Raw genomic sequence first — 24289 nt, 5'->3', positions numbered from 1 at the left:
ACGGAGGAACGGCGCATGAACGGCAAGACGCTCATGACGTGCATCGACGCGGCGCACGCGTCGCTCAAGGAACATGCCGACGAAATCGCGTCGCTCGATCAGGCGATCGGCGACGGCGATCACATCATCAACCTGCTGCGCGGCATGGATGCGCTCGCGGCCCTGCGCGCGTCGATCGAAGCCGAAGCGTTCGCGCCCGCGCTCAAGCTGGCGGCGGCGAAAGTGCTTTCCACGGTCGGCGGGTCGTCCGGGCCGCTGTTCTTTTCGATGCTCACGGGCATGGCGAAAGCCGCGCCCGACGAGGCCGGCGAGACCGACGTGAAGGCGTTCGCGCGGGCCTTCGCGGCGGGCGTGGACGCCGTCGGCCAGCGCGGCAAGACCGGCACGGGCAGCAAGACGATGATGGACGTGCTGATTCCCGTTGCCGAACGATTCACCGCCCTGGCCGACGCGGGCGCTTCGAAGCAGGACGTGCTCGAAGCGCTGCCGCGCATCGCCGAAGACAACATGCTCGCCACGCGCGACATGCTCGCCACCAAAGGGCGCGCGTCGTTTCTCGGCGAGCGCTCGCGCGGTCATATCGATCCGGGCGCGCGGTCGAGCCAGCTCATGATCGCGGCGGTCTGCGCGCATCTCGCGCAAGACGGCGCCTGAACACAACAAGGAGCAGGGGATATGAAGAAGTTCATCAATCGCGTCGACGATTACCTGACGGAGAGCCTCGCGGGATTCGCCGCCGCGCACGCCGATCTCGTCACGGTCAGCTTCGACCCGCTGTACATCGTGCGCAAGACGTTGAAGCCCGGCAAGGTGGCGATCATTTCGGGTGGCGGCTCGGGTCACGAGCCGCTGCATGGCGGCTTCGTCGGTCACGGCATGCTCGACGCCGCGTGCCCCGGCCAGGTCTTCACCTCGCCGACGCCCGATCAGATGATGGCCGCGGCGCAGGCCGCCGACACCGGCGCGGGCGTGCTGTTCATCGTGAAGAACTATTCGGGCGATTTGATGAACTTCGAGATGGCGTCCGAACTCTGCGAGATGCCCAATGCATCGGTGTTGGTCAACGACGACGTCGCCGTCGAGAATTCCAGCTTCACGACCGGCAGGCGCGGCGTCGCGGGCACGGTGATCGTCGAAAAGCTCGTCGGCAGCTTCGCGGAAACCGGCGCCGATCTGCAGGCGTGCCGGGCGTTCGGCGAACGGGTGACGGCGCGCATCGCGTCGATGGGCGTGGCGTTTTCGAGCTGCACGGTGCCTGCCGCGGGCAAGCCGACCTTCGCGCTCGGCGACGATGAAATCGAAATCGGCGTCGGCATACACGGCGAGCCGGGACGCAGGCGCGCGAAGTTCGACACGGCGAACGCCATCGCGGACGAACTGCTCGCGGCGATGGTCGAAGACCTCAAGCCGGCCGCCGACGCGCCGTTGCTGTTGCTCGTCAACGGGCTCGGCGGCACGCCGCTATCGGAGCTGTATCTGCTGTATCACGCGGCGCGTGCCTGGCTCGACGGGCGCGGCCTGAGCGTGGCGCGCTCGCAGGTGGGCGCGTTGACGACATCGCTGGACATGGCGGGCGCATCGCTCACGCTCTGCACGCTCGACGACGAAATGATGCGGCACTGGGACAGTCCCGTGCATACGGCGGGACTGCGCTGGGGCATGTGATTATTCCGCGCGCTCGGGCAGCAGCGCCGCCAGCAGGCGCCGCAGTTCGGCGGCTTCGCGCGGCGTGAGCCTCGCCGTGAGGATGCGTTCGACTTCCTCGACCCGCGGCCGCAACGTCGCAAGCTGCTTCTTGCCCGCCGCAGTGAGAAAGAGCACGTAGCTGCGCTTGTCGACGGGATCGTCGGAGCGAGCGATCAAGCCGTTGCGAACCATGCGCGCGACGAGATCGGCGATGGTCGAACGGTCCACGTCGAGTTCATCGCCGAGCTGCCGCTGATTGACGCCCGGCGTTCGCTGCAGGATCTCGAGCGCCGCGTACTGGACGCTCGTGATCTCCGCGGAGACTTCGCTGAGCCATACCGCCACATGGCGCTGCTGGGCGCGGCGCACGAGGCTGCCCGTGAATTTCGCGAGCGTTTCGGGATCGTCGTTTCTAGTCGGCAATTTCGCGGAGTCGTTGTAAGTCAGTGCGCGCGGAAGATCGGCCGGAAGAAGGCGGCCAGTTCCTCGTAGGCATCGAGTGGCAGAACGTGCGCGACATACTGATCCGGACGGACCACGACGAGCACGCCCCGTTCGCGGTCGATGCCACGCTCGTCGAAGATATCAGTCGCCGCGTCGCTCGTAAATGCCTTCTCGTAGTCGACGAGACCGTGACAACCTTTGCGCGGCAGCAGCAGCGCGGGGAGTTCTTCGAGCCGCACTTCGCGATGAGGCTGCTGCAGCACCGCACGCACGTCGAGCACGCTGTCGATGTCGGCGCCTTTCGGCGTGAAGCGCCGCAAGACCGAATCGGGCGACGTGGCGAGATGCTCGCACCACGCATGCAGCGCACTGCGATTCGCATCCGCGAATGCATACAGACGCCAGCGGCCATCGGCGCGCGCGGCGTGGCCGAGATGCATCGGCTTGGCATCGGCCAGACGCACGACGGGTGACGAATGAAAGCGCGTGCCGATCGTAAAGCCCTTCGCCAGCGGCTGATGCGTCGATTCGCCCGTGAGCACCGCCGGCCGATAATGCGTCGCGACGCCCGCCGTATAGCGGCCCGCGCGCACGAAGTACGCCTGAAGCTCGGCCGGATCGACGCCGCCTGCTTCGGGCCGGTTCGGGTCCTTCGGCGGCGCGGCCATCATCGCGGACCATTCCTTGTCGAAGTCGATCAACTCCTGCGCGATCGGCTGGCGCTCGTCGGAATAGGTGCGCAGCAAGTCGGCGTCGCTGCGTCCCTGCAATACCGCGCCGAGCTTCCAGCCGAGATTGAAGCCGTCCTGCATCGACACGTTCATGCCCTGGCCGGCTTTAGCGCTATGCGTATGACAGGCGTCGCCGGCGATGAACACACGCGGCTCGCGCGACGTTCCATCGGCCGCGAGGGCGTCGTCGAAACGGTCGCTCAGACGCTGTCCCACTTCGTAGACGGAGAACCAGGCGACTTCCTTCACATCGAGCGAGTAGGGATGCAGGATGCGCTGCGCCGTCTCGATGATGTGATCGACCGACGTCTGCTTGATGCCGTCGCGATTGTCGGGCGAGACCTCGCCCAGATCGACGTAGAAGCGCACGAGATAGCCGCCTTCGCGCGGAATGATGAGCAGATTGCCCTTGCTCGCGGACTGTATCGCCGCCTTCAGCCGTATGTCGGGGAAGTCGGTGACGGCGAGCGCATCCATGACGCCCCACGCGTGGTTCGCGGCATCGCCATGCAGCGTTTGCCCGATGGCGGTGCGCACGCGGCTGCGCGCGCCGTCGCAACCCACGACATAGCGCGCGCGCACGGTCACTTGCTCGTCGAGCCGCGCGGCGTCGGTGCGGCGCATCGTGACGCGCACGGGATAATCGCCGGCGTCGTCGCGCTGCACGTCGATGACTTCGAGATCGTAGTCCGGCTCCAGACGGTGCGCGGAACGGCGCATGACATCGAGCAGATAGTCCTGCACGCGCGCCTGATTGACGATCACATGCGGAAACTCAGACATGCCTGTTTCGGTATCCTGAACACGTCCGGTACGTTTGATTGCGCCGCGATCCTGCGCATCGGGGCGCCAGAACACGGTCTCGTTCACCCAATAGGCTTCGCGCATCAGGCGGTCGCTGAGGCCGAACGCATTGAACATCTCGACGGTGCGGCATGCGACGCCGTCAGCCTGTCCCATCTGCAGCGGTCCCGCGCGGCGTTCGACGATGCGCAGGTCGATGCCCGGAAACTGCGAGAGCTGCGCCGCGAGCACGAGCCCGGCGGGGCCGCTCCCGACGATGAGCACGTCCACCGTGTCGGGCATTTCCGTGCGGGGCGCGCCGTCGGCGGCGGGTTCGATCGTCGGATCGCCGACCCGAAAGCCATTGAGATGAAACTGCATGGTGTCTTCCTCCATTCGATGCTCGTCAGTGTGATGAGAAATATACTCCGTACACCAACCATTTCCAAGACTTTCCGGCGCGCCTGATGTTTACCCCTAGTTTTGGTCGTTAAGAACGCGATCTTTGTCGTATCAAATGAGGTAAGGGAGCGTAAGAATGCGTTACAGACTGCGGCCAGTCCGTGTGATAAAAAGCTTGTCGCAGCGGCTGCCTTTATCGCTTTCGGGGAGTAAAGCGTGGGCAGGCCACGCCGCTGGCTTCCGAGTCGTCCAACAATAAACAGACGCCTTCCGGCGTCGATTCTTTTCGGCGAAAAGCTTCAGTGTCGGAGGCACAACATGTTGACCCTGGCGGTCGAATCGGTAAGACGGCGCTTACGGGGCGTTCATCAGGACCACAAACGGATTGCACGAAGCGCGGTCGTGCTGCTTGTTTTCGTTCTCGCCGGAAAATGCATAGGCGCATCGAAGGAAATGGCGATCGCTTATCGCTACGGGATCAGCGGAGTCGTCGATGCCTATCAGCTTGCGCTGACGCTCGTCACCTGGCTTCCGACGATGATCACGAACCAGTTGAGCGTGCTGCTCGTTCCGGCGCTCGTCGCATTACGGAAGGACAAGTCTCAGCAGAACGGATTTCTCGGCGAACTGGAAGGCATGGGGCTCGTCATCGGCCTTGCATCGTGTCTGCTGCTGTTTCTCTTCTGGCCGTACATGGCCGAACTCGTCGCAAAGAATCTTGCCGACTCGACTCGCGAAACGGTCGGGCGGATGATCATCGGCATGGCGCCGGCCGGCGTATTGAGCTTCACGATCTGCATTTCGTCGTCGCGGCTGCAGGCATCGGGACGGCACATCAATACCTTGCTCGAATGCGTGCCGGCCATCGGTTTGCTGGTCTTCGTGCTGGCCGCGCGCGATAACGATTCGATCATGCCGCTCGTGCTGGGCACGTCGATCGGCTTCGTGATTCAGAGCCTGTGGTTGAGAATCCTGGCGCGGCGTGCAGATGCTTTGGCCGCCGCGCCGCGCCTTTCGACGCGTGCGCGCCAATGGCCGAACACCGTGCGCTCGATGGGCACGCTCATGATCGGCTCGGTCGCCGCGGGCCTGTGGCTGCCGGTGGATCAATACTTCATGGCGCAGCAGGGCGACGGCGCCATCGCCACGCTCGGCTATGCGAACCGGCTGCTTTCCTTACTGCTCAGCATGGGTGCGCTCGCGATCAGCCGCGCGACCTTGCCGATCCTCTCGGAGATCCTGTTTCAAGGCGACCACGCCCGCGCGCGCAACACCGCGCTGAAATGGTCGGGGATCATGCTGACAGTCGGCGTCGTCGGCGCGGGCATTGCGTACGCGCTCGCGCCGTATGTCATCAGGCTGCTGTTCCAGAAGGGCGCTTTCACGGCGGAGGACACCATCGCGGTAACGAACCTGTTCCGCTTCGGGCTCGTGCAGGTGCCGTTCTATTTCGGCATGTGCGTGCTGGTCCAGTTGTTCGCGAGCGAGACGCGCTACCGGACCATTTCCGTCATCTCCGTTCTGGGCTTCGCCATCAAGATTCTGGGCAACGTCGTGCTGGCCCGGCTGTATGGCGCGCAAGGCGTGCTTCTCGCTACCGGCGTCGGCGCGGCGAGCGTGCTCGCTTGCTATGTCTTCGGAACGCGATACATTCCGCTCGCGACAGATACAGGCCGGCGCGGCCCGGCCGATTGAAAGTAGGCGGCTAATTCAGTGAGGCGATGCGAAGGGGAGAACATCGACACCTATTTTTTATCCGCGGAATTGACGATATAGTGGGCCGAATCGCGAGCCTTGCGACCAATGTTCAGCAGATGCCTAACCTCGTGCCGGCATCATGATGCCGGCGTCAGCCAATAACATTCCTCTGAACGGGTGTGCGACATGAAAGTGCTCCTTTCCTTCCTCGCGGCTTCGGCGCTTTGTCTCGTGACGGCGGCGGCCAGCGCCCAGCAAACCGTTCACATTGGTGTTTCGGCGCCGCTCACCGGCCTGGGCGCCGCCAACGGCAAGGACATCGAAAACGGCGTGCGTCTTGCCGTGGAGGAGGCGAATGCGCAACGCCTCACTATCGGCGGGCAGCCGGTCAAATTCGAACTCGCATCCGTCGATGATCAGGGCGATCCGCGCATCGGCGTTCAAGTGGCGCAGAAGCTCGTCGACGATGGCGTCGTGGCCGTGGTCGGCTACTACAACTCCGGCGTGGCGCTGCCTTCGGCGCCGATCTTCGCGCGCGCGGGCATTCCGTTGATCGACCCGGCGGCGACGAATCCGGCGATCACACGCCAGGGCTTGAACAACGTGTTCCGCATCATCGCGACCGACACGCAGAACTCGGGCAACGCGGGCACGTATGCCGTGAAAGTCACGAAAGCGAAGCGAATCGCGGTGATGGACGACCGCACGGCCTTCGGGCAAGGCGCGGTCGAGGAATTCAAGAAGGCGGTGCAAGCGGCGGGCGGCCAGGTCGTCGCCGAGGAATACACCACTGACAAGGCCGTCGAGTTCAATGCGCAATTGACGAACATAAAGGCCGCCAACGCGGACCTTCTGTATTTCGGCGGGCTCGATGGCCAGGCGGGCCTGATCGTCAAGCGCATGAAGCAACTGGGCATCCGGGCGCAGTTCGTGGGAAGCGGTGGAATTGCCGATAGCGTGTTCATCAGTTCGGCGGGCAATGCGGCCGAAGGTGCGATGGCATGGGAGTATGGCCGGCCTGTCGAGTCATTGCCGGAAGGGCGCGCGTTCGCGGAAAAATTCAAGAAGCGCTTTGGCGCGGAAACGCTGACTTACGCGCCGTTCGCTTACGACTGCGCGTGGCTCGCCATCACGGCGATGAAGCAGGCCAACTCCGTCAAGCCCGCGACGTTCATGGAGACGCTGCGGAAGATGCAATATAACGGCATTACCGGGCATATTTCGTTTGATAAGTATGGAGACCTGAATAGTCCGACGTCGACGCTTTATCAGGTGAAGTCGATGAAGTGGCAGCCGGTTACTACTATTGGGGCGGAGAAGTAGTCGGTCCGTCCTCACGGAAACGCGCCACCAGACGCCGAATCTGACGGGTCGTGAGCGCCAGCCGCGCGGCGGCACGCCCCGGCTTGAGGCGACCGTCCGTGACGTCTTGAATGACCTTGAATCGATCGAGTTCGCGCATGCTCATGGTGATCTGTCCGGTGCTCGCCATCGAAGCCTCCGTCGCCGCGAAACCCGCGAACGGTCAGCTTGCGTGCCATCAAAGCGGACATTTGAACTTGGTTAAAAGCGGACATTACTTATATGGTCGCCTCCCATTTGCAAGGTAATTGTTCGTAGCGAGGAGGGTGGTTGCGGACTTATATCCGGACTCGATCGCGGGCATGCCCGCCGGCCCCGATGGATTTCGCCGCAAAGGTCCTAATCTAAATAGCGGACTCGAAGTCCGAGTAATGTCTCAGGCTTGCCTTTGCGCGGTCCAACCTGTCTTGCCATCGTTCAATCCACCTGTGCAACCGTGGATAAGTTTTACGTTGCGTAGCTTGCTTAGTGCAGCGGTGAGGCTTGATACGTTCGTCCATACGCAAGCAGCGCCCAAATCGTTCGTGCCATCTTGTTGGCGAGAGCGACAGCAACGACGTTCGTCGGACGCCGGGTCAACATCAGGCGCAATCGCTCCGGCAAATGCCTTGAGCTTGAGATCACCGCCCGAGCACCGTGAATCAGCAGCGTTCGCAAATAGACGTCACCGCGTTTGCTGATGCCTCCAAGCTTCGTTTTGCCTCCGGAGCTATTCTGTCGCGGCACCAGACCAAGATAGGCAGCGAACTCGCGTCCGGAGCGGAACGACTTCGCTTGTCCGATCACCGATACCGCAGCGGTCGCCGTAAGCACACCAACGCCGGGAATTTCGGAGATACGGCGACATGCGTCGTCGTTGCGCCGCCATTCCTGAATGCGATGTTCGAGCAATTCGATCTGCTCGTCGAGCATGCGAAGTCGCGAGAGTTGATCTTGCAGACTGTCCGTCAGCATGACGGGAAACTGGTCATCGAATGACACTAGGGACGCTTTTGCAGCCTCAATGGATGGGCGACGGCCTTGCGGCAGTACGATGCCGAACTCGTAGAGCAATCCACGAAGCTGATTGATGTGCATGACGCGAATCCGGACCAGTTGCTGACGGATCCGGTGCAGCGCCAGCATGGCCTGCTGATCTTCGGTCTTGACTGCGACGAACCGCATGCCAGGGCGCTGGGCGGCTTCCCAGATTGCGGCGGCATCAGCCGCATCGTTCTTGTTCGACTTCACGAACGGTCGTACGAACTGGGCCGCTATGAGCCGCACGTCGTGGCCGAGTCGTGCCAGAGTTCGGGCCCAATGATGAGCGCTGCCGCAAGCTTCCATGACGACGCGGCATGCCGGCCGGTTCGCAAAGAACGGCACGAGCTGCGCACGTTTGAGCGCCTTGCTGTAAATCGCGCCGGTCTGAGGATCGACGTAGTGAATCTGGAAAACGCGCTTGGCCAGATCGATGGCGATGGTCGTGGATTCCATCTGGTTCTCCTTGACGGCGGACACGCCGAACCAGCAATGTCGCACGCTCCAGTCAACCGAACTGCGGCGACGGATGACCGCTAAGGCGGGAGGCGACCATTCCATCTAAAGAGCTCTAACACACAAAAATTCGCTAATTTATGTTATGTCAAATAAAAAACGCAAGCTCATCAATTCCCCTCCAAAAACCACAACCCGCCCGCCAACCCCACACCCTCAAAAATTTTTCACCCAAAAACCCCCACACCCAAAAACTTTCCCCTATAATTCGCGGCTTCCGTAGGCTCGTAGCTCAGCTGGTTAGAGCACCACCTTGACATGGTGGGGGTCGTTGGTTCGAGTCCAATCGAGCCTACCAACGCACAAATTAAAACGCACCGTCGCGATATCAATCGCCACGGTGCGTTTTTCATTCATGCGCCGCTTTCATCCGGCGCACAGACTCAATCTCAATCCCAGCAATTTCGAAATGCCACCGCGACGATCACCGGCACGGTAAGCACGAGCGGAATGGCGAAGTACGGGATTTCCAGATGGACGATCCATGTGTAGATCAGCCAGCCCACGCCCAGCGCGAGCGTGGCCAGGCCGATGAGCGCCGTCAACACGTTGAGCGTGCGCGGCGACATCCGCTTGACGGGAGATTCTTTGCCCGAAGGAGTTTCCATGGCGGCGGGCGCGTTCGAGCGCGAAACAAGTACATCTCGATTTTATACCGCGCTGCCCGCCCCTGTACTGCCGCCGTCGTCTTCAGATATGGAACAGTTGCGCCACGAGCGCCGCGCCCAGGAACGTCCCGGCGTTCGCCACGAACGAGACGAGCACGATCCGCCAGCCGAGCCGCCTGAACGCCGGGATATCCTTGGCGATCGAAAGCCCCGCGAAAGTCAGCATAGGCGTCGTCACGCCGAGGAAGTCGTTTTGCGCGCTCAGCGTCGCGATCTGCGCGCCCCACGGGCACCACGGCGAGGTCAGGAACATCGCCACGATCGACACCCAGCACACCGCCGGAATCTTGCGCCCGGTCGCTTGCGCAATCGCGTCGCCGACGATCGTCGCGAGCACCATCACGGCCATGCCGGGCAAGCCTTGCAGCGGCGTCGTGCCGTGCGTGATCCAGTCGGCGACGAGCGCCATCAACGCCGTCACGCCCCACGCGAGCATCTTGCCGCCGTAGCCGAGATGCGGCGCCTCGGTCTTCACATCGCCCAGTTTCGGCGCCGATGAAGCCGTCTCCCGCGCACTCGATGCCTTCGTCGTGCGGCCGATCAGAGGCTCCAGCAGCCGGTATCCCCACACCGCCATCGGCAGCGAAATGAACAGCGTGAAATACGTGCCGATGGTCGTCGTGATCAGGTTGCTCGCCGCCGCGAACGTCAGCACCGATTTCGCCGTCTCCGGGTCCTGCTGTGCCGCGATCGCGCCCGATGCCGCCGCCATCATGCTGCCTGAGCCGACGCCCGAGCCCATCGCGAGCGCGAGCGGATGAAAGATATGCAGGCTCGCGACGAAGCCCGCGAAAATCGCGATGAACACCGCGCCGAACACCGTGCCCGTCAGATACTCGGCGAGCACGCCGCGCCCTTCCGCCGAATCCATGCCGTACTTTTCGCCGATGATCGCAAGGCTCGGCTCGCGCCCGACCGAAAACGTCGCGCCGATCGCCTCGCGCTTGATGCCGAGCAGAAGCGCGAGCGGCAATCCAAGCAGAATCGTCCCGACGAAGTGGCCGAGTTCCTGGAACGCCAGCGCCCAGCCCGCCGCGGCGAGCTTGGGCAATGCGCTGCCAACCATCAGGCCGAGTTTCGAAACGAACAGCAACAGCGCGGGCTGCAGAATGGCCGCGGCATAGAACTGGCTGCGCACGTCGAGCCGCGCCGGGCTCTTCCAGCGTTCCGAAGCCAGCCCGAGCGCCGCGCCGAGCAAAAGCGCCCAGATCATCGGCAACAGAACGACCTTGCCCGGGCCGATCCTGAACGTGAACGAGCCGATGAACTCCGCGATCAATAAAATGATCGCCGCATAAAAAAAGAGCTTCGCGGTTCTCAGGCCGCTGCCTTCCGCGCCATCCGCGCTCAACGTGCTTTCCATTGTCTCGTCCCCTTGTTGGCCCGCGCGACGCATCGGCGACGCGCGGGCGCCTTGGTCATCGATTACTCATAGCCAGTCATAGATAGCCGAAGGTCGTGGCCGGCTCCTTCGCCGTCTCGACCCACACGCTCTTGGTCTGCGTGTACTCGTAGAGCGCCTCGACGCCGCTGGATCGTCCGTAGCCCGACAAGCCGTAGCCGCCGAACGGCGACGCCACGTTGATGGTCTTGTAGCCGTTGACCCAGAACGTGCCCGCATCGACGAGACTCGCGACGCGATGCGAACGCGCGACGTCGTTGGTCCACACCGCGCCGGCCAAGCCGAACTCGGTATCGTTGGCGATCGCGATGGCTTCCTCTTCCGACTCGAACGGGATCGCCGCGACGACCGGCCCGAAGATTTCCGTGCGCGCGACGTCCATCTCGTTGGTGACGCCGGCGAGCACGGTCGGCGGCACGAAATAGCCCGCATCCGAGCGCTCGGCCGTGCCCGCCGCGAGCGTCGCGCCGGCCGCCACGCCCTTCTCGATCATCGAGATGACGTGATCATATTGCCTGCGATTATTGATCGGGCCGACTTCGGTGGCATCTTCGAGCGGCGCGCCGACGCGAATTTTCTTCGCGCCCGCCGCGACCATCGCGACGAATTCGTCGTAGACGGAACGCTGCACGAGCAGGCGCGAACCCGCGACGCAGCTTTGTCCCGCGCCCGCGAAAATCGCCGCTTGCGCGGTCAGCGCGGCGCGCTTCAAATCGGCATCGGCGAAGATGATGTTGGCCGACTTGCCGCCCAGTTCGAGCACGCACGGCAGCACGCGCTTTGCCGCCGCTTCGGCGATGCGCGCGCCCGTTGCAGGCGAGCCGACGAACACGACTTTCTTCACCGCCTTGTGCGCGATCGCCGATTGCGCAACGGTCTGTCCAAGTCCCGCGAGCACGTTGACGAGGCCCTTCGGCGCACCCGCGCGCTCGGCCAACAAGCCGATGACAAGCGACGTGAACGGCGTGAGCTCGGAAGGTTTGAGCAGCACGGCATTACCCATCGACATGGCGGGCGCGACCTGCCAGCCGCACGTGAAGACCGGCGCGTTCCACGGCGTGATCTGCAGCACGGTGCCGGCCGGTTCGCGGCGCGTGTAGTTCAGGTGCGATGTCGGCACGGGAATGACATCGCCATAAAACTTGTCGGCCCAGCCGCCGTAGTACTCGAACATCTCGGCGACCTTCGCCACTTCGCCGCGGCAATCGCGGATCGGCTTGCCCGAACCGAGCGATTCGAGCCGCGCGATGTGCTCCGCCTCCTTGCGGATCTCGCGCGCGATCTCGAACATCACGCGGCCGCGCGCCGCGTGGGTGAGCGCCCACCATTGCTTCTGGGCACGCGTGGCCGCTGCTGCCGCCTGCTCGACGACCGCCGCGCCGCCGTCCTTGTACGCGAGGCTCGGCTTGCCGGTGGCGGCGTCGTAAAGCTGGATGCTGTCGCCCGCGCCTTCGATCAACTCGCCGCCGACATACGATCCGATGGTCTTCGCGCCCGGAAAGAAATGCGTGAAGGCCGCGAGAAGCTGTTCTGCTGCGTCGTATTCCCTATTCGCCATGTCGATGAGTCCCGTTACTTCGATTCAGTGAACTGCACGATGCGATTGAAATCCTCCGCATCGCCGATGCTCGTCTCGCTTGCCGCCCACAAGCGCCCTGCTTCACGCGCGATCGGCGCGTTCTCGTGCTGGCCGTCGAGCAGCGCCATCGCGAGGCGCACGTCCTTGCGCATCAGCTTCATCGTGAAGCCGGAGTCGAACTTGCCGTTGAAGATCCACGTCGGATAGTTGGTGAGCGTCGCGCTGTTGCGGCCCGATCCGCCGTTGAGCGCCTCGACGAGCTTCTCCGGATCGACGCCCGCGCCCTGCGCCGCGCGCACGGCCTCGCTCGCGGCGAGCAGATGCACGCCCGTCAGCATGTTGTTGATGATCTTCGTCACATGGCCCGCGCCGACCGGCCCGACATGCACGCGCTTGGCGCTGATCGCCGCGAGGATCGGTTCGACGGCCGCGACGTCCGCTTCCGAGCCGCCGAGCACCATCGTCATCGTGGCGGTCGCCGCGCCTTTCGGGCCGCCGCTCACGGGCGCGTCGACAAAGCCGATCTTGCATTCCGCGAGCGCCGCGGCCACTTTCTTCGTGCTGTTCGGATCGGCGGTCGTCGTATCGACGACGATCAGACCAGCCTTGCCGCTTGACGCCACACCGCCCTGCCCGAGCACGACTTCCTCGACGATCGCGGAGGTCGGCAGCGAGAGAATGAGCACATCGGCTGCGCTCGCAATCGCCGCAATCGATGCGCACGCTTCGATCCCGTCGTCCCGCAGCGCTTCTGCGACGCCCGGCGCCGCATCGAAGCCGAGCACGCGAAAACCGCCGCGTCGCGCGCAGCGCGCCATGCCGCGCCCCATGTTCCCCAGGCCGATCACACCTACAGTCTTCATCCGTCTTGCTCCTCTCATGCGTTGTGCGGTTCCGTCATATTCGGCCGCCGAAGCCGTACAATCAATCAACGCCAATATTGGAATTGTTCTAATTTTTAGAACACTCAAGCGCCATGACGGACAACCTCACCGACAGCCGCATCGTTTATTTTTTCGAAGCCGTGCGCTGCGGCACGATTCGCGCGGCGGCGGATTACCTCAACGTCGCGCCTTCTGCGGTCAGCCGGCAGATCGGCCTGCTGGAAACGGAACTCGATGCGGCGCTCGTCGAACGCCATGCGCGCGGCGTGAAGCCGACCGAGGCCGGGCAATGCGTGATCGAATATTTTCGCGAGCAGCTCGCGCATCGCGACGATCTGCTTTCGCGTCTTCAGGAATTGCGCGGATTGCGCACGGGGCAAGTGAACATCGTGCTCGGCGAGGGCTTCGTGTCGGATCTGCTTTCCGGGCCGATGCAGCAGTTCTGCCGGCAATATCCCGGCATCAAGGTGAATCTCGATCTCGGCGGCACCAATGACGTGATCCGCAAGATCTCGGAGGATGAAGGCGAGATCGGTCTCGTCTATAACCCGCCGCAGGAACCGAAGCTCGTGTCGCGCGCGATCAAGCGTCAGCCGATGATGGCGATCGTCGGCGCGAGTTTTCCGCGCAAGGAACACAAGTCGATGACCGTGCACGAGCTTGCGCGCTATCCGCTCGCGGTGACGCACGCTTCATACGGCACGCGGCAGATGTTGCAGGCCGTCGAATACGCGGAGAAGCTGCGGCTCGATCCTGTGGTGACGACCAATTCCATCGCCATACTCAAGCAGTTCGTAAAATCGGGGCTGGGCATCACGGTGCTGCCCGCCTTCGCCGTGACGAGCGAAATGGAAGCGGGCGATCTTTTCGCGATCGACATCACGCATCCCATTCTCGCCGATGCCGAAGCGCATCTCGTCACGCGCGCGGGGCGCAGGTTATCGGTTGCATCGAACAAGATGCTTCAGTTCATGACCGCGCAGATGCGCGCGTTTCGCTAACCCGTCAACAGGAGGACATGACATGATCGACGATATCGACCGGAAGCATTTGCTACGCTGCATCGAACTCGCGCAGGAAGCGCTCGACGATGGCGACGAACCCTTTGGCTCGATGCTCGTCGCGAAAGACGGGCGCGTGCTATTCGAAGATCGCAATCGCGTGAGCGGCGGCGATCACACGCGGCATCCGGAATTCGCGATCGCGAAATGGGCGGCGGAGAACATGCCGGAAGCCGAGCGCCGCGACGCGGTCGTGTACACGTCCGGCGAGCATTGCGCGATGTGCTCGGCAGCGCACGCGTGGGTCGGTCTCGGGCGCATCGTGTACGCGGCGTCCACTCAGCAGTTCACGCGATGGCGAGCCGAACTCGGCGCGAAGCCCGGGCGCGTGCGTGCTCTGGCGATTCAGGACGTTATCGACGATACGGTAGTCGATGGACCCGTCGAGGACTTCGCCGAACGCGTGAAAGCGCTGCATGTTGCGCACTATCGTAAGGCGAATGCCTAGCGAGTGGCAACAGGGCGTCGATGCTCGCTCATATATGGCGTGCCGTATCGATGAATCTTATCGCTGCGCAAGCGCAATGCAACGCAAAAAACCCGGCGGGGAATGTCCCGGCCGGGTGAAAAGCACGCCCTCGGATGGTTTAGAAGTTATGCCGTATGCCAAGCGTCACGGACAACTGGCGGTCGCTGTTCGAGTTCGGCAGGTTCGGAATCTGCGCGTAATTCGCCGGTCCGCCCGTTGCCGGATCGACGCCGAGTCCCGCGCCCACCGCCTTCTGCATGATCGCGACGCCGTACAGCGCCGTGCGCTTGGACAACGCGTAATTCGCGCCGAGGTTCACCTGATGAAAGCGCGTCGATGAACCGCCGTCCGGTTTCGCGTTGTTATAGATATACGCAAGGCCCAGTTGCAGGAATGGCGTGGCCGCATACGTGAGATTCACTTCGCCGATGTCGAAAGCAATGTCGCGGCCCTGCGGATTCGCGCTGTCGGCGAAATACTGGCTATGCTCCAGACGGCTGTGCGTATAAGTCAGCGCAATGGTCGCCGGCCCGATCGCATACGATGCGCCCGCGCCATACGCCTTCAATGCTTCCGCGTTCTGCAACTGGCAATACAGCGCTGTCGGATTCGAGCAGGCGAAATCGCCGATATAACCATTCGTGCCGCCCAAAGCCGCATCGAGCGGATTATGCAGGTTCAGATAGCCCGCGCTGATCGACACGGGCAAACGCGTATAAGCCGCGGCAATCGCATAGCCGCGCCGTTGCGAGAAGTCCCCTGCCACACCGCCGAGACTATACGTGCCGCCGATCGAGAAACCATTCCAGTCCGGGCTCGTGTACTTGATCGCGTTATTGAAGTTGAAGGCTTCGTTGAGGTTATCCACGTCGCCGATATGCGATCCGTATAGCGTCGCCCATGAATTGCTCGACACATACACGCCGAGGAAATCCGAGTACGAATCGTACTGACGCCCGAAGGAGAGCGTGCCGAATTGCTCTTGCGCCAATCCGACCCATGCCTGCCGGTTGAATAACGCACCGCCCTGAACGAAACCGCCGCTACCTGTGTAGAAGCTGTTTTCCAGGTTGAACTTCGCCTGCAGGCCGCCGCCCAGGTCTTCCACGCCGAGAAAGCCGAAGCGCGAAGGCACCAGATTGCCGCCCGAAAACGCGATGTTATGCCCCGAGCCGACGCTGCCGTCGGCGTTGGTGAACTGCTGATTGGTCGTATATGTCAGCCCGGCATCGACGGTGCCGTACAGCGTCACCGTGCTCTGTGCCGATGCGCTCGCGCATACGGCGAGCGCCGCCGTGGACAGCAACTGGCGCGAGATCGTTCTAGTTATCATGCGAGCGTCCTCACGCGTAGTTGATCAGCACCGACTTGGTTTCGGTGTACATGTCGATCACCGCGCGTCCGAGTTCGCGCCCGAAGCCCGATTGCTTGAAGCCGCCGAAGGGCATGGCGTTATCGAGCAGCGAGTGGCAATTGACCCACACCGTGCCCGCCTTGATGCGCGGCACGAGCTTGTGAATCGCCGAAAGATCATTCGACCAGATGCTCGCGCCGAGGCCATACGGCGTGTCGTTCGCCTTCGCGACCACGCTGTCGATATCGCTGAACGGCATCGCGACCAGCACCGGCCCGAAGATTTCCTCGCGCACGACCTTCATCGAATGATCGGTATCGACGAGCACGGTCGGCCTCACGAAATAGCCTGCGCCTTCCTTGCGCGCACCGCCCGCGATCGCGCGCGCGCCTTCGTCGCGGCCCGCTTCGATATAACTCAGCACACGATCCATCTGCCGCGCCGATACCAGCGGCCCGATCTGCGTCGATGCATCGAGTCCCGGCCCCATCGGCAAGGATTGCGCGATCGCCGCGACGCGCTCCATCACGCGATCGAATACCTTGTCGTGCACATAGACGCGCGAGCCTGCCGTGCACACTTGTCCCGAGTTGAAGAAGATCGCATTGGCGACGCCTTCCGCGGCCTTGTCGATATCGACATCCGGCAGGACGATCACCGGCGACTTGCCGCCGAGTTCGAGCGACATGCGCGTCATGTTATCGAGCGCGGCGTGACCGATCGCCTTGCCGGTGGGGGTCGATCCCGTGAACGCGATCTTGTCGATGCCCGGATGACGCGCGAGCGCCGCGCCCGCCGTGCGGCCGAGGCCCGTGACCACGTTCACGACGCCCTTTTCGATGCCCGCTTCCTCGATCAGCATCGCAAGACGCAACGCCGACAGCGGCGTGTCTTCCGCGGGCTTGAGCACGACCGTGCAGCCGGTCGCAAGCGCGGGCGCGAGTTTCCACGAAGCCATCAGCAACGGGAAATTCCACGGAATGATCGCGCCGACGACACCCACCGCTTCCTTGCGCGTATAACCGAAGAAATCGTTCGAAGGGCTATACGGAATCGAGGCTTCGAGCGTGCTGCCTTCGATCTTCGTCGCCCATCCCGCCATATAGCGGAAGCATTGCGCGGCCATCGACACATCGAGGCCTTGCGCGACCGTCACGGGCTTGCCGTTGTCGAGCGATTCGATCTCCGCGAGCTCGCGCGCATTCGCTTCGATCAGATCGGCGACGCGCAACAGCAGACGTTCGCGATCCGTCGGCTTCATGCGCGACCATGCCGAATCGTCGAATGCGCGGCGCGCGGCGAGCACGGCGCGGTCCACATCCGTTTCGTCCGCACTCGGCACGCGTGCGAGCAATTCGCCATCGGCGGGATCGATGACATCGAGCGTCTTGCCGCTTGCGCTTTCGACCCATGCGCCGTCGATCAACATCTTCTGTTTCGACGCGAGAAACGCGCGCGTCGAATCGAGCATCGCGGGATGCTGGCTGTCATTCATGTTCTTGTCTCCTAGTAGTGTTCCGGGACGGCGTTCACGCCGTTCTCCTGCAATTCCTTCACGAGCTTCGTGCGGGTGCGCGCGACATCGGTGAGCGCGGGACGGCGGTGCGCCGCGATCTCTTCCGCCGTATAAGGCCTGAACGATGCGGGCCGCGATTGCGCGTTCATCGTCGTGAGCAGCCAGTTCAGAACGTTCGCGAGTTCCGCGTCGTTCAATGCCGAATTGGCCGCGCCGGGCACGCGCATCACGAACGTCCGGCCTTCGGGCAGCGAGACGAAATGCCCGAGCGATTCGCGCAACGGCGGCACCTTGCCGGGAATGCCCGAACCGTCGGCGGTATGGCATCCCATGCAGTTGAGCACCCAGTCCTGACGCGCACGCGCCGCGTCCTGCGCCTGTGCCTGCGAAGCAGCCGCCGGGCCGAGCGCGGCGAGCATCGCGGCGGCGATGACCGCGCGCGGCTTCATAGCCCGAGGCCCTTCACGACCGCGTCGCGCCGCTGATGCACCGCGGTCTGATCGAGCGGCGCCGCGCGCCATGCCTTCACTTCGGCGGCATCGAAGGGCTTGGCCGAACCGTGCTGCGCGTTCAGATCGAACACGACGTAATTCAGCACATCGGCGATTTCCTCGTCCGACAGCGACGCGAAACTCGGCATCTTGAAGTTGTAGCTTTTCTCCTTGACCTTGATCGGGCCGAACATGCCGTACATCACCGTATGGCCCAATTGCGCGCGGCCCTCGGGCGAGCCCGCATACTTGCCCGGATAGTCGACGAGCGGCGGCGCAAGTCCGTCCATGCCCTTGCCGCCCGCCTGATGACAGACCGCGCATTTGCCGTCGAAGGACGATTTGCCGCCGGGATAATGCACCGTTTGCGCGAAGCCCTGCGATGCGAGACTCATGGCGCCCGCGACGAGCGCCGTCATCCATACACGTGCCGTCTTCATTGCGTTGCCGCCCCCAACAGGACCGATACCGAGCAGTGGTAATTCGAATTGCCGTTCGCCATGCACCAGTTGATGTCGTTATTGAGCGACAGTTTGTAAAGCGGCTTTTCGCGTTCGTTGCGATTGCAGAAGCAGCGTCCGCAACTCGTCTTGCCGCAGCAATCGTTGTACGACACGATGTAATCGGAGCCGTCGTGCGGATTGCGGCATGTGCCGATCCACGTGATCGGCGAAGGCGTCGTGCCCGGCGGGCAACTGCTCGACGTGCCGCCGCAACAACTGCAAAGCCAGCCGTCGATCGCGCAATACTTCCAGTAATCGCAGCTCAGCGGATCGTCGCTTGCCGATGAACCCGGCTTCTTCGGTTCCGTCGCATAGGCGGTGCGGTCCACCGGCAACAACGGCACCATCGCCGATCCGACCAACACCTTGCCGAGCTTCGCCATCGCGCTGCGCCGCGAGCTGCGCTGCGCGACACCGCGCGCCTTATGTTCGAAGAATGAATCCAGCCATTTCATGGACGCTCACCTGTAGGAATGAATGATTTATCGGCGTCTTCAGGCGTGCTGCCCGACTTGGCCTTCATGGTCGTGATGCGCGTGATCGTCGTGCTTGCCGTGCACGAATTCCTGCAGCGATGCGACACCGCGCTCCTTCGCTTCGAACAGGCTTTCCAGATGCTCGCGCGTATTCACGAGACCCTTCGCGCGCACCTTGCCTTCTTCGTCGAGCAACACCGCATAAGGCAGCTTGCCGATCTGATAAGAGAGGCCGAGTTCTTGCGACAGCACATACGGGTATTGCGAAAGACCCGCCTTGCGATAGAACGCGGCATGCTCCGCGAAATCGCCATCGCTCGCGAGCACGATGTCGGTCGCGCCTTCGCGTGCCTGGATCGACGGGAGCAAGGGCAGCAGCTTCTTGCACACGGGGCAGCTCGGCGACAGGAAGAACACGAGCGTATTGCGCTTGGAGTTGGACAAGCCGCCGACCTTCACGGCGCGGCCGGCGATATCGCCGAGTTCGAAGACCGGTGCAATGGTGCCGACGGCCGGGCCTTTGTCGATCATGAGCGCGCCCGCGGGCATCATGCGTTCATAGAGAATGCCGACTTGGCGAACGAGTGCGAGACAGATCGCGCCGAGCGCGAGCAAAGCGGCCCACGACAGTGCGGCCGAAATCATCAGGGCGGTTTGCATCATGAATTCCTCAGAGAATCGAGCTTGGGAAGATTGACCAGCAGCACGTCGAGCGTGAACCACGCGGCGACGGCGAAAAGCGTGCAGGCGGCCGCGCTCATATAGTCGAACCACACGAGCGAGCGCGTTGCTTCAGGGATAAGCGTGAGCGCGGTCAGCGCGGCAAGCGCGAAAGCGCGCGCCACATGCCACCAGCCGATCGATTTCGGCGTGCGTGCCGAGGCGATGAAGCCCGAGCAGCCGCAATCGATATCCGTATGGCCGCGCATCACGTTGATCGCGAGCGCCGCGCCGAAGAGCGTGAACAAGGCGATCAAGGCGATGGCGCTCGGCATGCGCGTATCGGCGAACAACAAGCCGAGCGCACCGGCGGTCTCCACGGCCGGAAACGCAAACGACAGCGGCGTGAGCGCGAACGACGGCAGCAAAGCGAACGCTTCGAGCGATGCACGGAAGCGCGACGGATCGCGCCATTTGGGCGCTGCGCTCGCGAGCGAGACGATCGCCGCCGACGCGATGCACACCATGAGAATGACAGGATCGATCATCGCGTCACCTCAAGGATTGAGCAGCAGCGTCGACGTCGTGCCGAGCTGCTTTTCGACGTGCTGGCGCTTGCCGGTCATCGCGTCGAGCACGACGAGATCGGACGTCGGCGTGAGGCCGTAGAACAGCGGCTTGTCGTCGGTGCTGACCTGAATCGCGAGCAGCGGATCGATCTTCTGCTTCGCGAGATCCCAGCGCGCGACCCGCTTCCTGCTCTCGGTGTCGTACACCCAGACTTCCGTGCCCGGTTCCTTGTGCGAACCGTCGACGCCCTTATGCATCGCGACGTAAAGACGATGACTCGCCACGTGCAGCGCGGTCTGCTGCAAGCCGCCCGGACGCCATCCGGCCTTGCGCTCCTGATCGCTCAGCAAGGACCACGAAGTGCCGAACACCGGCGCATCGCCCGAGAAATCCGCCGTGCGCGCGTTGCCGTTGAAGGTGACGAAGAGATACTTGTTGCCGTCGCGCACCGCATTGACGAACGCGGGATCGCGATCGACATCGATGAACGCATCGGAGAGCTTGCGGCTCGCTTCCTTGCCCGCCGCATCGAGCCTGATCGTGAGCGCCTTGCCGCTCTCGCACAGCGCGGAGAAACGATCGTTGCCGCTCGGGTACGCAAGCACGCAGGCATCGGTGTCGATCTCGCTCACGACCTTCTTCGTGGCCGTATCGATCACCGTCACCGATGTGGACGGCGTGATGTTCGACACATACAAACGGCTGCCGTCTTCCGACAAGATCGTGTTGTACGGCGTCGGCACAGCCTGGCCGTGCTTCGCCGGAATGACGATTTCGCCGGTCACGTCGAGCGTCGTGTTGTCGATGATCTCGACCACGTCCGTGCGCGCGCCGTGACCGCCGCGCGCGAAGTAGGTCGTCGCGACATAACTCGTCTTGTGATCGGGCGAGATCGCGAATCCCGGCGCAAAGCCGCCATCGATCTCGCCGACGAAGCGTTCCATATCGCCATCGAAAACATGAACGCGCGCATCGGTCATGCTCGCGAACGATACGTCCGCCACGAACACGCGATGCGGGTTATACGGCGGCAACTTCGCCACCGTCAGTTCTTCCGGCTTCTCGGCCGCGTGCGCCTGACACGCAAGCAGTCCATACAGTAAGGCCCCCATCGCGGCGGCCAGCCGTCTCAGCTTCATCTGTGCTCCTCCTTGTTTATCGTCGAATTGACTCTAAAGACGACAATAAAAAAGAGCACTTCGGAACCGGCAGCGCGTGCGTGCCGAAATGGAGCATTCGAAAGCAAGCCGACAGAGAGACGCCTTTACGCAAGGATCGACAGGCGATAGCGATCCACGCCGCGCCAATGCGGCTTACGTTCATTTAAAAGGAAAAAGCGCGCCGCTTTATCGGGCGCGCTGTGTTTGAGAGGGCAGCTCGCCGAACAGGCTTTTGTAATCGCTCGCGAAATGGCCGAGATTGGAGAATCCCCAGCGCATCGCGGCTTCGCGCACCGGCACTTCGTTCGGCGATGTTGTCGTCAGCACGCGTCTTACCTGTGCAAGACGCACGGCGCGCAGATAACTGACCGGATTCATCTGCGTGACGGATTGAAAGCTGTTTTGAACGGTCCGGCGGCTCACGCGCAGTTTCTCGCACAGGTCCAGCACGGATATGGGCTGCTCGGGGCGCGCGAGCACGAGATCGTGCGCGCGCTTGACGACATCGGCGCGGCACGCATAAGTCAGCCGGTCCTCGCGCGTCGGCACATGAAATGTCAGCAGATCGATAAGGCTTTCCGTGACCGTTTGCGTGAAGCGGTGCGCGCCCTCGCCGGAAACGAAAGGATCGGGATCGGCCAGCACCGATTCGACCGCCGCGATGATGCGCTTGCCCGCGCGTGCGCCCGCCGCGCTCGGGATGCTCAAGACGTGCCGGTGAAGAATTTCGTCCTGGACATCGACGCCTGCGATATCCGCCGCCGCGGACAGCAGTTTCGCGTCGACGGCGACGCCGAGCATCGACATATTCGGCGGCGAGTGCAACAGGAATTCCCGCGATCCGGGCGCGACGACGAGCGCGTTCTCGTCGACCTTGACGCCCTGAAATGAAAACGGCGCACCGCCGCCGAGCACGAGCCCGAAGGTAACGAAGCCCGCCGGCAACTGCCCGCGCTGAACAATGCGAACGTTCGCGGATTCCTGAAATACCTGCACGCCCGCGATCGAAACCTGCTTCACCGTGCTGCGAAAAGCGCCCTCGCCAACCTGGTCGTAACGCTGTTCCCAGCCCGTCAGCGCATGCGCGTGGCGGTCGGCGTCTTCAAAGGTTTCGAAATTGGCGTACATCCCTCCTCCTGCTACTTGCGTCGCCACTGATGCGACTGCTTATAGATTTTCATTTTCATGGCGTCAAGCTTTTCAATTTTTCTCCGGCAGCGGTTCGTTGCGCAATGCTAGGAATGCACGATTGAAAAACATGCGCGAGCGTGCATAGGCGCGAGTTGAGACATTACTTTAAGTTGACGAACATTTGCCGCACTGATGACCGCTGCCCTTTTCGGCGAATTTGACGCGGATTTACGCCGCATCGACACTGCGCACGTCGAAAAACCAGCATTCATCGGAGACGCACGATGCATTCATCAAGCACCACGAAGCCCGAAGGCAAGCGCTACAGATACGAGTGGTATGTCGTCGTGATCTGCATGCTGGCCTACGTTTTTTCGTTCATCGACCGCCAGGTGCTCGCGCTCATGATCGAGCCGATCAAACGCGATCTCCATCTCACGGATACGCAATTCAGCCTGCTGCACGGCTTCGCGTTCTCGCTCTTTTATGCGGTGATGGGCATGCCGATCGCCTATCTCGCCGACCGTTTCGCGCGGCCGAGAATCATCGCGGCGGGCATTGCGCTGTGGAGCATCGCGACGGCGACATGCGGTCTGAGCCAGAGCTTCGTGCATATGTTCGCCTCGCGCATGAGTGTCGGCGTGGGTGAAGCGGCGCTGTCGCCCGGAACCTACTCGATGCTCGCGGATTACTTTCCCAAGGAAAAGATGGGCCGCGCAATCGGCATCTATTCGCTCGGCTCGTTCATCGGCGGCGGCATTGCCTTTCTCGTCGGCGGCTATGTGATCGCGCTGCTCAAGCATGCAAGCGCGTTCACGCTGCCGCTCGTCGGCGAAGTGCGCGCGTGGCAGCTTACGTTCTTCATCGTCGGCTTGCCGGGTCTGCTCGTCGCGCTCGTCTTCATGCTGACGGTGCGCGACCCCGCCCGCAAAGGACTCGCGCAGGACGGCACGGGCAAGGTCAAACGCGTGGCGATGAGCGACGCGCTGCGCTTCATCGCGAGCCATCGAAAGACATTCTTCTGTCATTACGCCGGCTTCTCGTTCTATGCCATGGGCCTCTACTGCCTGATGGGATGGACCCCCGCGTTCTATATGCGCCGCTTTGGCCTGACGCCCGTCGAGACCGGTTATATGCTCGGCATCGTGATGCTTGCCGCCAATACGACGGGCGTGTTTTGCGGCGGCTGGCTCAACGACTGGCTGCTGCGCCGCGGCCGCACCGATGCGCCGATGCGCGCCGCATGGATCGGCGCTGCGTGCATGCTCGTGCCGGCCATCGCGTTCACGCAGGCTTCGAGCCTCGGCGTATCGCTTGCATGGCTCGTTGCGGCGATGTTCTTCGCGTCGTTCCCGCTTCCGACTTCGGCCGCGGCGATGCAGGCGCTCGCGCCGAATCAGATGCGCGCGCAGATATCGGCGATGTTTCTGCTCGTATCGAACCTGATCGGCCTGGGTCTTGGCACGACGCTCGTCGCGCTCGTCACGGACAAGGTGTTCGCCTCGCCGCTCGCGGTCGGCCACTCGATGGCGATCATCAACGCCGTGGCCATCGTGCTCGCCGCCGCACTGCTCTTCGCCGGATGCAGACAATACCGGGCGAGTCTCGATCGCGAAGCGCGTGAAGCGCGCACGACGGTCGAGGCGGCATCCCCACGCGAATCAGCGCCCGCAGCTGCGGCGACGACCGCGTGAAATATCCGTCGCATTGATATCACGGGTTA

At 62.8% G+C, this 24289-nt stretch carries 23 protein-coding genes, 1 tRNA gene and 1 pseudogene; 8 read left to right on the top strand and 17 right to left on the bottom strand.

The features are described from left to right. Window positions 1–15: 15 nt before the first annotated feature. Together dhaL and dhaK are read left to right on the top strand one after the other, a co-directional pair. Window positions 16–654 (top strand): dihydroxyacetone kinase subunit DhaL, encoded by a 639-nt coding sequence (gene dhaL, locus LY284_RS18780; protein ID WP_233387587.1) that lies wholly within the window; start codon window positions 16–18, stop codon window positions 652–654. Window positions 655–675: 21 nt separating this feature from the next. Further along, a complete protein-coding gene (dhaK, locus tag LY284_RS18775; RefSeq protein ID WP_233387586.1) occupies window positions 676–1665 on the top strand; it encodes a dihydroxyacetone kinase subunit DhaK in 990 nt (329 codons plus the stop codon). On the opposite strand, the gene LY284_RS18770 is transcribed toward dhaK, so the two are convergent. Then, window positions 1666–2109 carry a MarR family winged helix-turn-helix transcriptional regulator gene (locus LY284_RS18770; protein WP_233387585.1) on the bottom strand — a complete coding sequence of 148 codons (444 nt, stop codon included), beginning with the start codon at window positions 2107–2109 and terminating at the stop codon, window positions 1666–1668. 20 nt (window positions 2110–2129) lie between these two features. Further along, window positions 2130–4025 carry an FAD-binding monooxygenase gene (locus LY284_RS18765; RefSeq protein WP_233388382.1) on the bottom strand — a complete coding sequence of 632 codons (1896 nt, stop codon included), beginning with the start codon at window positions 4023–4025 and terminating at the stop codon, window positions 2130–2132. A gap of 339 nt (window positions 4026–4364) precedes the next feature. On the opposite strand from LY284_RS18765, the gene murJ reads away from it, so the two are divergent. Together murJ and LY284_RS18755 are read left to right on the top strand one after the other, a co-directional pair. Beyond that, complete coding sequence (gene murJ, locus LY284_RS18760) at window positions 4365–5741, top strand: murein biosynthesis integral membrane protein MurJ (RefSeq protein WP_233387584.1); 1377 nt, start codon at window positions 4365–4367, stop codon at window positions 5739–5741. A 189-nt stretch (window positions 5742–5930) separates the two neighbouring features. After that, a complete protein-coding gene (locus LY284_RS18755; protein WP_045453964.1) occupies window positions 5931–7067 on the top strand; it encodes a branched-chain amino acid ABC transporter substrate-binding protein in 1137 nt (378 codons plus the stop codon). Window position 7068: 1 nt separating this feature from the next. Here the strand turns inward: LY284_RS18755 and LY284_RS18750 are convergent. Together LY284_RS18750 and LY284_RS18745 are read right to left on the bottom strand one after the other, a co-directional pair. After that, window positions 7069–7236, bottom strand: a pseudogene (locus LY284_RS18750) (helix-turn-helix domain-containing protein); the annotation flags it as partial. Between the two features lie 335 nt (window positions 7237–7571). Further along, the gene (locus LY284_RS18745; protein WP_233387583.1) at window positions 7572–8582 is read right to left on the bottom strand and encodes an IS110 family transposase; all 1011 of its coding nucleotides are present in this window, start codon (window positions 8580–8582) and stop codon (window positions 7572–7574) included. Window positions 8583–8863: 281 nt separating this feature from the next. Here LY284_RS18745 and LY284_RS18740 point away from each other — a divergent pair. Then, window positions 8864–8940, top strand: a tRNA-Val gene (locus LY284_RS18740). 91 nt (window positions 8941–9031) lie between these two features. On the opposite strand, the gene LY284_RS18735 is transcribed toward LY284_RS18740, so the two are convergent. The 4 genes from LY284_RS18735 to LY284_RS18720 form a co-directional block, all read right to left on the bottom strand. Next, window positions 9032–9250 (bottom strand): hypothetical protein, encoded by a 219-nt coding sequence (locus LY284_RS18735; protein WP_014250860.1) that lies wholly within the window; start codon window positions 9248–9250, stop codon window positions 9032–9034. Between the two features lie 82 nt (window positions 9251–9332). Beyond that, window positions 9333–10673: a DUF3100 domain-containing protein gene (locus LY284_RS18730; RefSeq protein ID WP_053569291.1), complete on the bottom strand. Its 1341-nt coding sequence runs from the start codon at window positions 10671–10673 to the stop codon at window positions 9333–9335. Window positions 10674–10749: 76 nt separating this feature from the next. Further along, on the bottom strand, window positions 10750–12270 hold the full coding sequence (locus LY284_RS18725; RefSeq protein WP_233387582.1) for an aldehyde dehydrogenase family protein: 1521 nt from the start codon (window positions 12268–12270) through the stop codon (window positions 10750–10752). Window positions 12271–12284: 14 nt separating this feature from the next. Then, the gene (locus tag LY284_RS18720; protein ID WP_233387581.1) at window positions 12285–13154 is read right to left on the bottom strand and encodes an NAD(P)-dependent oxidoreductase; all 870 of its coding nucleotides are present in this window, start codon (window positions 13152–13154) and stop codon (window positions 12285–12287) included. 113 nt (window positions 13155–13267) lie between these two features. Here LY284_RS18720 and LY284_RS18715 point away from each other — a divergent pair, with 113 nt between their 5' ends. Further along, the gene (locus LY284_RS18715; RefSeq protein ID WP_014250856.1) at window positions 13268–14176 is read left to right on the top strand and encodes a LysR family transcriptional regulator; all 909 of its coding nucleotides are present in this window, start codon (window positions 13268–13270) and stop codon (window positions 14174–14176) included. Window positions 14177–14198: 22 nt separating this feature from the next. After that, window positions 14199–14684: a nucleoside deaminase gene (locus LY284_RS18710; RefSeq protein ID WP_233387580.1), complete on the top strand. Its 486-nt coding sequence runs from the start codon at window positions 14199–14201 to the stop codon at window positions 14682–14684. A gap of 139 nt (window positions 14685–14823) precedes the next feature. On the opposite strand, the gene LY284_RS18705 is transcribed toward LY284_RS18710, so the two are convergent. From LY284_RS18705 to LY284_RS18665, 9 genes are all read right to left on the bottom strand, one after another. Then, on the bottom strand, window positions 14824–16038 hold the full coding sequence (locus LY284_RS18705) for a porin (RefSeq protein WP_233387579.1): 1215 nt from the start codon (window positions 16036–16038) through the stop codon (window positions 14824–14826). Between the two features lie 10 nt (window positions 16039–16048). Beyond that, window positions 16049–17554 (bottom strand): aldehyde dehydrogenase family protein, encoded by a 1506-nt coding sequence (locus tag LY284_RS18700; protein WP_233387578.1) that lies wholly within the window; start codon window positions 17552–17554, stop codon window positions 16049–16051. 11 nt (window positions 17555–17565) lie between these two features. Next, window positions 17566–18024 carry a cytochrome c gene (locus LY284_RS18695; protein WP_233387577.1) on the bottom strand — a complete coding sequence of 153 codons (459 nt, stop codon included), beginning with the start codon at window positions 18022–18024 and terminating at the stop codon, window positions 17566–17568. Then, window positions 18021–18506, bottom strand: coding sequence for a cytochrome c (locus LY284_RS18690; protein ID WP_045453948.1), 486 nt, complete (start codon window positions 18504–18506; stop codon window positions 18021–18023). Before LY284_RS18690 ends, LY284_RS18695 begins: the two co-directional genes overlap by 4 nt. Then, entirely contained in the window at window positions 18503–19024 is a 522-nt protein-coding gene (locus LY284_RS18685; protein ID WP_014250850.1) for a methylamine dehydrogenase light chain, read from the bottom strand. The genes LY284_RS18690 and LY284_RS18685 overlap by 4 nt, the downstream gene beginning before the upstream one ends. Window positions 19025–19063: 39 nt before the next feature. Then, complete coding sequence (mauD, locus tag LY284_RS18680; RefSeq protein WP_014250849.1) at window positions 19064–19708, bottom strand: methylamine dehydrogenase accessory protein MauD; 645 nt, start codon at window positions 19706–19708, stop codon at window positions 19064–19066. Next, entirely contained in the window at window positions 19705–20253 is a 549-nt protein-coding gene (locus tag LY284_RS18675; RefSeq protein ID WP_014250848.1) for a MauE/DoxX family redox-associated membrane protein, read from the bottom strand. The genes mauD and LY284_RS18675 overlap by 4 nt, the downstream gene beginning before the upstream one ends. A gap of 9 nt (window positions 20254–20262) precedes the next feature. Further along, window positions 20263–21414: an amine dehydrogenase large subunit gene (locus LY284_RS18670; protein ID WP_375294268.1), complete on the bottom strand. Its 1152-nt coding sequence runs from the start codon at window positions 21412–21414 to the stop codon at window positions 20263–20265. Between the two features lie 207 nt (window positions 21415–21621). Then, window positions 21622–22563, bottom strand: a complete 942-nt coding sequence (locus LY284_RS18665) for a helix-turn-helix domain-containing protein (RefSeq protein WP_233387576.1) — start codon at window positions 22561–22563, stop codon at window positions 21622–21624. 287 nt (window positions 22564–22850) lie between these two features. Here LY284_RS18665 and LY284_RS18660 point away from each other — a divergent pair, with 287 nt between their 5' ends. Next, window positions 22851–24260 carry an MFS transporter gene (locus tag LY284_RS18660; protein ID WP_233387575.1) on the top strand — a complete coding sequence of 470 codons (1410 nt, stop codon included), beginning with the start codon at window positions 22851–22853 and terminating at the stop codon, window positions 24258–24260. Window positions 24261–24289: the final 29 nt, after the last annotated feature.

The organism is Caballeronia sp. PC1 (assembly GCF_021353155.1).
GTDB classification, from domain to species: Bacteria; Pseudomonadota; Gammaproteobacteria; order Burkholderiales; family Burkholderiaceae; genus Caballeronia; species Caballeronia cordobensis.
This window is presented reverse-complemented; position numbering and strand designations above follow the sequence as displayed.

What these genes read in the sequence shown, in the direction of transcription:
- LY284_RS18745 (WP_233387583.1), bottom strand. Translation starts at nt 8,582, where the DNA reads ATGGAATCCACGACCATCGCCATCGATCTGGCCAAGCGCGTTTTCCAG.
- LY284_RS18685 (WP_014250850.1), bottom strand. Translation starts at nt 19,024, where the DNA reads ATGAAATGGCTGGATTCATTCTTCGAACATAAGGCGCGCGGTGTCGCG.
- LY284_RS18720 (WP_233387581.1), bottom strand. Translation starts at nt 13,154, where the DNA reads ATGAAGACTGTAGGTGTGATCGGCCTGGGGAACATGGGGCGCGGCATG.
- murJ (WP_233387584.1), top strand. Translation starts at nt 4,365, where the DNA reads ATGTTGACCCTGGCGGTCGAATCGGTAAGACGGCGCTTACGGGGCGTT.
- LY284_RS18735 (WP_014250860.1), bottom strand. Translation starts at nt 9,250, where the DNA reads ATGGAAACTCCTTCGGGCAAAGAATCTCCCGTCAAGCGGATGTCGCCG.
- LY284_RS18700 (WP_233387578.1), bottom strand. Translation starts at nt 17,554, where the DNA reads ATGAATGACAGCCAGCATCCCGCGATGCTCGATTCGACGCGCGCGTTT.
- LY284_RS18715 (WP_014250856.1), top strand. Translation starts at nt 13,268, where the DNA reads ATGACGGACAACCTCACCGACAGCCGCATCGTTTATTTTTTCGAAGCC.
- LY284_RS18695 (WP_233387577.1), bottom strand. Translation starts at nt 18,024, where the DNA reads ATGAAGCCGCGCGCGGTCATCGCCGCCGCGATGCTCGCCGCGCTCGGC.
- LY284_RS18705 (WP_233387579.1), bottom strand. Translation starts at nt 16,038, where the DNA reads ATGATAACTAGAACGATCTCGCGCCAGTTGCTGTCCACGGCGGCGCTC.
- LY284_RS18665 (WP_233387576.1), bottom strand. Translation starts at nt 22,563, where the DNA reads ATGTACGCCAATTTCGAAACCTTTGAAGACGCCGACCGCCACGCGCAT.
- LY284_RS18670 (WP_375294268.1), bottom strand. Translation starts at nt 21,414, where the DNA reads ATGAAGCTGAGACGGCTGGCCGCCGCGATGGGGGCCTTACTGTATGGA.
- LY284_RS18765 (WP_233388382.1), bottom strand. Translation starts at nt 4,025, where the DNA reads ATGCAGTTTCATCTCAATGGCTTTCGGGTCGGCGATCCGACGATCGAA.
- LY284_RS18660 (WP_233387575.1), top strand. Translation starts at nt 22,851, where the DNA reads ATGCATTCATCAAGCACCACGAAGCCCGAAGGCAAGCGCTACAGATAC.
- LY284_RS18690 (WP_045453948.1), bottom strand. Translation starts at nt 18,506, where the DNA reads ATGAAGACGGCACGTGTATGGATGACGGCGCTCGTCGCGGGCGCCATG.
- dhaK (WP_233387586.1), top strand. Translation starts at nt 676, where the DNA reads ATGAAGAAGTTCATCAATCGCGTCGACGATTACCTGACGGAGAGCCTC.
- dhaL (WP_233387587.1), top strand. Translation starts at nt 16, where the DNA reads ATGAACGGCAAGACGCTCATGACGTGCATCGACGCGGCGCACGCGTCG.
- LY284_RS18755 (WP_045453964.1), top strand. Translation starts at nt 5,931, where the DNA reads ATGAAAGTGCTCCTTTCCTTCCTCGCGGCTTCGGCGCTTTGTCTCGTG.
- mauD (WP_014250849.1), bottom strand. Translation starts at nt 19,708, where the DNA reads ATGATGCAAACCGCCCTGATGATTTCGGCCGCACTGTCGTGGGCCGCT.
- LY284_RS18710 (WP_233387580.1), top strand. Translation starts at nt 14,199, where the DNA reads ATGATCGACGATATCGACCGGAAGCATTTGCTACGCTGCATCGAACTC.
- LY284_RS18675 (WP_014250848.1), bottom strand. Translation starts at nt 20,253, where the DNA reads ATGATCGATCCTGTCATTCTCATGGTGTGCATCGCGTCGGCGGCGATC.
- LY284_RS18725 (WP_233387582.1), bottom strand. Translation starts at nt 12,270, where the DNA reads ATGGCGAATAGGGAATACGACGCAGCAGAACAGCTTCTCGCGGCCTTC.
- LY284_RS18730 (WP_053569291.1), bottom strand. Translation starts at nt 10,673, where the DNA reads ATGGAAAGCACGTTGAGCGCGGATGGCGCGGAAGGCAGCGGCCTGAGA.